Source organism: Empedobacter brevis (assembly GCF_965118635.1).
GTDB classification, from domain to species: domain Bacteria; phylum Bacteroidota; class Bacteroidia; order Flavobacteriales; family Weeksellaceae; genus Empedobacter; species Empedobacter brevis_A.
Genome location: NZ_CBCPHV010000007.1, coordinates 102,406 through 110,076, shown reverse-complemented (window position 1 = coordinate 110,076; position 7,671 = coordinate 102,406). Strand labels below are relative to the sequence as shown.

Annotated in this window: 7 protein-coding genes; 1 reads left to right on the top strand and 6 read right to left on the bottom strand. The window is 31.5% G+C overall.

Annotated elements, in window-relative coordinates; all coding sequences use genetic code 11:
* Window positions 1–170: 170 nt before the first annotated feature.
* From ACMHJW_RS10960 to atpD, 4 genes are all read right to left on the bottom strand, one after another.
* Window positions 171–1,178, bottom strand: coding sequence for a homoserine O-acetyltransferase family protein (locus ACMHJW_RS10960; protein WP_413533453.1), 1,008 nt, complete (start codon window positions 1,176–1,178; stop codon window positions 171–173).
* Window positions 1,179–1,205: 27 nt separating this feature from the next.
* Window positions 1,206–2,513 (bottom strand): O-acetylhomoserine aminocarboxypropyltransferase/cysteine synthase family protein, encoded by a 1,308-nt coding sequence (locus ACMHJW_RS10955; RefSeq protein WP_413533452.1) that lies wholly within the window; start codon window positions 2,511–2,513, stop codon window positions 1,206–1,208.
* A gap of 455 nt (window positions 2,514–2,968) precedes the next feature.
* On the bottom strand, window positions 2,969–3,262 hold the full coding sequence (locus ACMHJW_RS10950) for a F0F1 ATP synthase subunit epsilon (protein WP_413533451.1): 294 nt from the start codon (window positions 3,260–3,262) through the stop codon (window positions 2,969–2,971).
* An 86-nt stretch (window positions 3,263–3,348) separates the two neighbouring features.
* Window positions 3,349–4,857, bottom strand: coding sequence for a F0F1 ATP synthase subunit beta (gene atpD / locus ACMHJW_RS10945; RefSeq protein WP_413533450.1), 1,509 nt, complete (start codon window positions 4,855–4,857; stop codon window positions 3,349–3,351).
* 188 nt (window positions 4,858–5,045) lie between these two features.
* Between atpD and ACMHJW_RS10940 the strand changes: the two genes are divergently transcribed.
* Window positions 5,046–5,975 carry a bifunctional riboflavin kinase/FAD synthetase gene (locus ACMHJW_RS10940; RefSeq protein ID WP_413533449.1) on the top strand — a complete coding sequence of 310 codons (930 nt, stop codon included), beginning with the start codon at window positions 5,046–5,048 and terminating at the stop codon, window positions 5,973–5,975.
* Window positions 5,976–6,002: 27 nt separating this feature from the next.
* Here the strand turns inward: ACMHJW_RS10940 and ACMHJW_RS10935 are convergent, their stop codons facing one another.
* Complete coding sequence (locus tag ACMHJW_RS10935) at window positions 6,003–7,022, bottom strand: hypothetical protein (RefSeq protein ID WP_413533448.1); 1,020 nt, start codon at window positions 7,020–7,022, stop codon at window positions 6,003–6,005.
* Window positions 7,019–7,561: an RNA polymerase sigma factor gene (locus ACMHJW_RS10930; protein ID WP_413533447.1), complete on the bottom strand. Its 543-nt coding sequence runs from the start codon at window positions 7,559–7,561 to the stop codon at window positions 7,019–7,021. The genes ACMHJW_RS10935 and ACMHJW_RS10930 overlap by 4 nt, the downstream gene beginning before the upstream one ends.
* Between the last annotated feature and the right edge of the window lie 110 nt (window positions 7,562–7,671).

The following is a 7,671-nucleotide window of genomic DNA, read 5'->3' as shown; positions in this document are numbered from 1 at the left end:
CTACCTAACTTGCTGGTATAACGATAAATATTTTTTGAACTTTTTTGGTTCGAGTCCCTTTATAAGCCTTTTTAAAGCGAAAATGCTCTTTTATATAATAGAAAAATAGGAAATATTCTTCGAAGAAAAACCTTTAAATATTATTTCGATGACGTTATTAACACTAAAGTTTATGCTAATTCTCTCAAAATATTATTCAGCTTATCTAATTCAACCAAAAAACCATCATGGCCATAAATAGAATCTATTTCGAAATATTTAGCATTTGGAATATGCTTCGCAATAAATTTTTGTTCCAAAGGTGGAAATAAAATATCTGAAGAAATACCAATTACTAATGTATTCGAGGAAATTTGAGTTAACGATTCTTCTAAAGTATTTCTATTTCGTGCTATATTTTGTGAATCCATTGCTTTAGAAAGTATCCAATATGAATGTGCATTAAATCGATTCGCTAACTTTTGCCCCTGATATTTTTGATAAGAAGAAGCTTTGAAATCATCAGAAATAAAATCCTCGTCTTTTTGTTTATCATTATATATAGTGTATGTACGATAAGATAACATCGCAATAGTTCTGGCTGCAATCAACCCATTTTTTCCTCCATCATTTGTCAATTCATAAAAACTAGAATCTGCTTCAATTGCTAATCGTTGTGATTCGTTGAAAGCAATTCCCCAAGGAGAATGTACAGCATTAGTTGCTAACAATACTAAATTATCTACTTTCACTTTATTTAATAAAGTAAATTCTAATGCTTGCTGTCCTCCGAGTGAACCTCCTATTAATAAATGAATATTTGATATTTCTAAATAATCGGCTAAAAGTTGATGAGCATTTGCCATATCTTTTATCGTAATTATAGGGAAATCTCGATAATAAGGCTTTTTTGTTTTAGGATTTGTAGACAAAGGATTTGTTGTTCCGTAATTAGATCCTATCACATTTGCACAAATGATAAAATGATCTTTTGGATTGAACAATTCATTTTCTCCAAAAAGACCAGCCCACCAATCAAAAACATCCGAGTTTGCCGTTAAAGCATGACAAACCCAGATTATATTATTTTTTTTGGAGTTTAACGTTCCAGCTGTGTGATATGCAATAGTTAAATTTTCGAGAATTTGACCATTTTCTAACTGAAATGGTTTTGTATAATTGTATTGATGAAAATCCACTGAATAAATGTATAACTAAAACTTTGTTTATTTAATTTTATCAAAAGCTTGCTGAAGATCATTTTTAATATCATCAATATATTCGATACCAACTGAAAGCCTTAATAAACCTGGGAAAACTCCAGCAGATTTTTGTTCATCATCACTTAATTGTTGATGAGTTGTTGCTGATGGATGAATAATTAATGATTTTGCATCGCCAACATTTGCTAAATGACTAATTAATTCTAAACTATCAATAAATTGATTTGCTTTAGCCGAATCTCCTTTTATTTGGAAAGATAATACAGCTCCAAAACCATTTTCTAAATATTTTTTTGCCAAATGATGACTTGGAGAAGATGTTAATCCAGGATAATTTACTTTTTCTACTTGTGGATGATTTTCTAACCAATGTGCAATTTCTAACGTATTATCTAAATGTTTCTGAACTCTTAAAGATAAAGTTTCTAAACCTTGTAATAATAAGAATGAATTGAAAGGAGAAATTGCAGGACCAAAATCACGTAAACCTTCAACACGCGCTCGAATAATAAACTGAATATTACCAAAAGGTCCATTAACTCCGAAAACATCAGAAAAAACTAAACCATGATAACCTTCAGATGGTTGAGAGAACTGAGGGAATTTACCATTTCCCCAATCATAATTTCCGCCATCAATAATCACCCCACCAATCGAAGTTCCATGTCCTCCGATCCATTTTGTTGCAGATTCAACGACAATATTTGCTCCATGTTGCAATGGTTTGAAAATATAACCACCTGCACCGAATGTATTATCTACTATAAATGGAATGTTATGTTTTTGTGCAATTGTAGCAATTGCTTCAAAATCTGGAATATTAAAACTTGGGTTTCCTATTGTTTCAGCATAAATTGCTTTTGTATTCTCGTCAATTAAAGATTCTATAATTGAAGGATCTGCATCTTTCGCAAAACGAGCTTCTACTCCTAAACGTTTAAATCCAACTTTGAATTGATTATAAGTTCCTCCATATAAATTAGATGCTGAGACAAAATTATCTCCAGTTTCTAAAATATTATTCAATGCAATAAATTGTGCTGCTTGTCCTGATGAGACAGCTAATGCCGCAACTCCGCCTTCAAGGGCAGCAATACGTTTTTCGAAAACGTCAGTTGTTGGATTTTGAATTCTTGTATAAATATTACCAAATTCTTTTAAGGCAAATAAATTTGCTCCATGCTCAGCATCATTGAACACATAAGAAGAAGTTTGATAAATTGGCACAGCGCGAGAACCTGTTGTTGGATCTACTTCTTGACCAGCGTGTACTTGTAAAGTATCGAAATGTAATTGTTTTTCTGTTGACATAATAAAATTGTTTTGAATGTGACTACGATTAATAATTAAATTAGGTAGATTGATTAACTGCGATTAACAGCTACACATTCGAATTTTACTATTGATGCAATTATAGATGCTCTGAAGTAGGACGCCGTGTCCAAAAGAATGTTTTTTTGAATTATACTTCATCTTAAAAAAATTTACTCATTTCTAACTAACTACAATTAGTAGTTTTTATATTTAATATGAAATTAGAATAATTTTCTAAATAATAAAATATTTAATATAAATTTAGAAAATAAATCTACAAACTACATTTTAAAAGAATTTTTATACCAAAAAGTTTAAAATACATCTTTCATAATCTATAAAAACAATTTTAACAGAATAATATTTGAAGTAAAAAGTGAAAGATGAAGTGGAAAAAATAAAAAAGGAGATCAAAATTGATCTCCTTTTAAGTTTTTATGATAAAAAAGTAATTAGTTTGCTAAAACGATTACTTTATTATTGTTCATTTCAATCGTTCCTCCTTTGATGTCTAACAATAATGTAGATTCGTTAGATGGAGAATTGTAAACTTTTCCAGATTGATTGTTAAATTCTTCGAAAGTTTTTGTGTGAACTTTAATTTTTATTGTTCCTTCACCTAAAGTTGCAACGATAGGAGCGTGGTCATTTAATAACTGAAATTCACCATCTTTTCCAGGTAAAGTAACAGCATCTACTTCTGCATCGAAAACTACGAATTCTGGCGTAATAATTTGTAAGTGCATAATCCTATTGTTTTAAAAAAAAGAGTACTTAGCAACTTTCAAAAAAAGAAAAGGAACGTAAGCACTCTTTATATGATTAAATTATCTTATTTAGCTTCTGCTAACATTTTTTCTCCAGCTTCAATCGCTTCTTCGATTGTTCCACGTAAGTTGAATGCAGCTTCAGGATATTGATCAACTTCACCATCTAGGATCATGTTGAATCCTTTGATAGTATCTTTAATGTCTACTAAAACACCTGGGATACCTGTAAATTGTTCTGCAACGTGGAATGGTTGAGATAAGAAACGTTGGATACGACGTGCACGATGTACAACTAATTTATCCTCTTCTGATAACTCTTCCATACCTAAAATCGCGATGATATCTTGTAAAGCATTGTAACGTTGTAAGATTTCTTTTACACGTTGTGCTGTTTCATAATGTTCTTTACCAATAATTGCTGGTGATAAGATACGAGATGTAGAATTCAATGGATCTACCGCTGGGTAAATACCTAATGACGCAATTTTACGATCTAATACTGTTGTAGCATCTAAGTGAGCGAAAGTTGTAGCTGGCGCAGGGTCAGTTAAGTCATCCGCAGGAACGTATACAGCTTGTACAGATGTAATAGATCCGTTTTTAGTAGATGTAATACGCTCTTGCATAGCACCCATTTCTGTTGCTAATGTTGGTTGGTAACCAACTGCAGAAGGCATACGTCCTAATAAGGCAGAAACCTCAGATCCTGCTTGTGTAAAACGGAAAATATTATCAACGAAGAATAATACGTCACGTCCTTGACCTTGTCCATCACCATCACGGAAATATTCAGCTAATGTTAAACCTGTTAAAGCAACACGAGCACGTGCACCTGGAGGTTCATTCATTTGTCCAAAAACGAAAGCCGCTTTAGACTCTTTCATATTTTCGTTGTTTACTTTAGATAAATCCCAAGATCCACCTTCCATAGAATGCATAAAGTCTTCACCGTAATTAATTAATCCAGCTTCGATCATCTCACGCATTAAGTCATTTCCTTCACGAGTTCTTTCACCAACACCAGCGAATACAGATAAACCTCCGTGTCCTTTCGCGATATTGTTCATTAACTCCTGAATTAATACTGTTTTACCTACTCCGGCACCACCAAATAAACCAATTTTCCCACCTTTTACGTATGGCTCTACTAAGTCAATTACTTTAATACCTGTAAATAATACTTCTGCAGATGTTGATAATTCTTCGAATTTTGGAGCTGGACGGTGAATTGGTAAACCATTTTCTTTGTCTAAATTCCCTAAACCATCAATAGCATCTCCAACTACATTGAATACACGTCCTTTAACATCTTCACCAATAGGAACCATAATTGGTCTTCCTAAGGCAATAACTTCTTGACCTCTTTGTAAACCATCAGAACTATCCATTGCGATACAACGAACAGTATCTTCACCGATGTGTTGCTCAACTTCAAGAATTAATGTTTCTTTTCCTTGACGAGGAACCTCTAATGCATCATAAATATTTGGAAGGCCTTCTGCGTTATCAAAAATAACGTCAATTACAGGTCCAATAACCTGTGCAATCTTACCTTTCTTTTGATTTGCCATTATATGAAATGATTTAGTTTATTTTATTTGGGTGCAAAGGTATGTTAAAAACATTTTATAATTTATATACTTTTTAAGATTTTTATCATAATATTTAGTTTAATAATCAGAATATTACAATCAGTGTAAATTAAAAATAGATTTGAAGTTCGATTTGAAAGCCTTAATTTTGTGGAAAATCATTTTTAGTGAACGTTTATCAATACATAGAAGAAATCAAACCAATCAAATGTCCTGTCCTTACATTGGGTATGTTTGATGGTGCTCACATTGGTCATCAAAGTATTTTAAATCAATTAAATAAAATTGCTAAAGAAATTGATGGAGAGAGTGTATTGATTACATTTAATCCACATCCTCGCATGGTTTTACAACCAAATTGTGATCTTAAATTTCTGACAACTTTAGAAGAAAAAGAATCCGTATTACAACAATTTGGATTAAAAAATTTAGTAATTCAAGAATTTACTAGAGATTTTTCGCAAGTAACTTCTGTTGAATTTGTCAAAGAATTTTTAGTCGATCAATTGCATATTGATACTTTGGTTATCGGATACGATCATCATTTTGGAAAGAATAGAGAAGGAAATTTTGAACAATTACAAGTTCTTTCAAAAGAATATGGTTTCAATTTAATTCAATTACAAGCTGTCGAAGAAAATGATGTAGCAGTAAGTTCTACAAAAATTAGAAATGCTCTTATAGAAGGAAATATCTCCTATGCAAATAAAGCGCTTAACTATAAATATCCACTTTCTGGAAAAGTTGTTCATGGCGATAAAATAGGACGAACACTTGGTTTTCCTACAGCTAATTTGCAAGTTGATCCCAATAAATTGATCCCAAAAGATGGTGTTTATGCTGTTGATGTTTTTGTAGATAATCAAAAATATTTAGGACTATTAAGCATTGGATTTCGCGAAACGGTTACCAATTCTCGAGAACATAGAGTAGAAGTGAATATTCTAAATTTTAATCGAGAAATTTATGGCGAAACAATTCGACTTGAATTTTTAGGACGTTTGCGAGATGAAAAGAAATTTAATTCGATGGAGGATTTAATCGCTGCGATGAATCAAGATAAAGAAAATGCAATTAAATTATACGGGAATAAATAAAATGGGTTCGCTGTTAGCGAACCTTCTTTATTTATTGTAATACGTGAAAATTTCCGTTTTATTCTTCTCCAAAACACCTAAAAGTGTTGGATCAACCTTTGGTTCATTGGTTGTTAAAATAATTTTATCCGTTCCCTTTTCAAATAAGATAATAAGATTATTGGTTGTGCTTTTAAACTTTAATTTATCTTTTGATTTCTTCTGTAACTTGAAATTCGTACGTAAAATATCTGTTTTTACTGTAAACTTCAATGGTTTATAAATTATCGAAGATTTATCAACAGCTGCTTTTTTAGGAGAAACTTCTACACCCGAAATTGTTTGCGGCAATGTATTCGCTGTACGTTGTTGCGCAACAACAGACATTTTCATAACATCAGAAGTATCTTTTGGTCTAGAAAAACCTCTAATCTTAACCTTTGAAGCTTTCTCTGTTAATTTATCCGAAGCAACAGAATCCTTTAAAGATCTCAAATTTGGACAACTTGCTTTTGCAAATTGTTCTCCATTTTCAATTGAATCTAAAACCTTCGAACGTGCTTCCATAGATTGTGGTGCTGATAAATTAATTGGTGCTTCTATAGAAGCAGCTTTAGCTAATTGAGGAAAATAGTTTTCATCAGCAACTTCATTGGTTGAACGTTCTTCAATGACTTTATATGTTGGTTCTTTAACAACTTTCTCTGTTTTTACAACCTCTAAAGGTTTATTCAAATCCTTTTCTTTCGAATCTAAAACTATTATTTCTTCTTCTTTTGGAGTTTGCTTGATAAATGGAATAGTTATTTTTACAACATCAAGCGTATTTTCTTTATTTTCGGTATTAATATTTTCGATAAAAAGCACAAAGTAAGGAATTGCAATCAATGCGAAAACAGCTGCAGAAAACCATACACTCGAAATAAATTCGCGAATAGGTTTCTTTTTCTTTTCCTCATTCTGCAAACCAGATTCAATACGTTTCCAAACCAAATCTCTCGGTTTTTCACCGACAGTTTCGTTACTTCTTGTACGAAATAATTCTTCTATTGGATCATTTGTATTCACGATATATTTGATTTTATATGGTCATTTTTACTTAACATTTCCTTCAATTTCGATTTCGCTAAATTGAGTTGCGATTTCGATGTTCCTTCTGTAATTCCTAAACTTTCGGCAATTTCTTTATGTTTATAACCTTCAATAACAAAAAGCGTAAACACAAGGCGACAACCTTCTGGTAAATAATCGAGAAGCTTCATTAGATCATCTTCTTCTATTTGTTGCGAAGCTTCTTGATTGGATGAAATAGAGGAGGAGTAATCGTCTACATTAAGATGAAAAATTTTATTTTTTCGTAACTCCATCAAACATTCATTAATCATAATTCTGCGCATCCATCCTTCAAAACTTCCTTCGAACGAATAATTCTCTAGATTCTGAAATATTTTCAAAAATCCTTTTACCAATGCATCTTCTGCTTGTTGTATATCGGTAAAATATCGTTTACAAACCGTAAAAAATCGCGCATCATATTTTTCATAAAGCATACGTTGTGCTTTCGAATCGTTATTGATACAAGCTTTTATCAGTTGTTTTTCGTCCAAAATTCTTTTCTTTCTTATTGTTTAGATGCGAAAATTACGTTTATGGTTGCATCATTAACGTAAAATATTTGTTAAAGTTCTAAAAACTTATTCATTAAAAATAAAAAAGT

Excerpts from the sequence above, each read along its gene's own strand:
- ACMHJW_RS10955 (WP_413533452.1), bottom strand. The coding sequence starts at position 2,513 with ATGTCAACAGAAAAACAATTACATTTCGATACTTTACAAGTACACGCT.
- ACMHJW_RS10950 (WP_413533451.1), bottom strand. The coding sequence starts at position 3,262 with ATGCACTTACAAATTATTACGCCAGAATTCGTAGTTTTCGATGCAGAA.
- atpD (WP_413533450.1), bottom strand. The coding sequence starts at position 4,857 with ATGGCAAATCAAAAGAAAGGTAAGATTGCACAGGTTATTGGACCTGTA.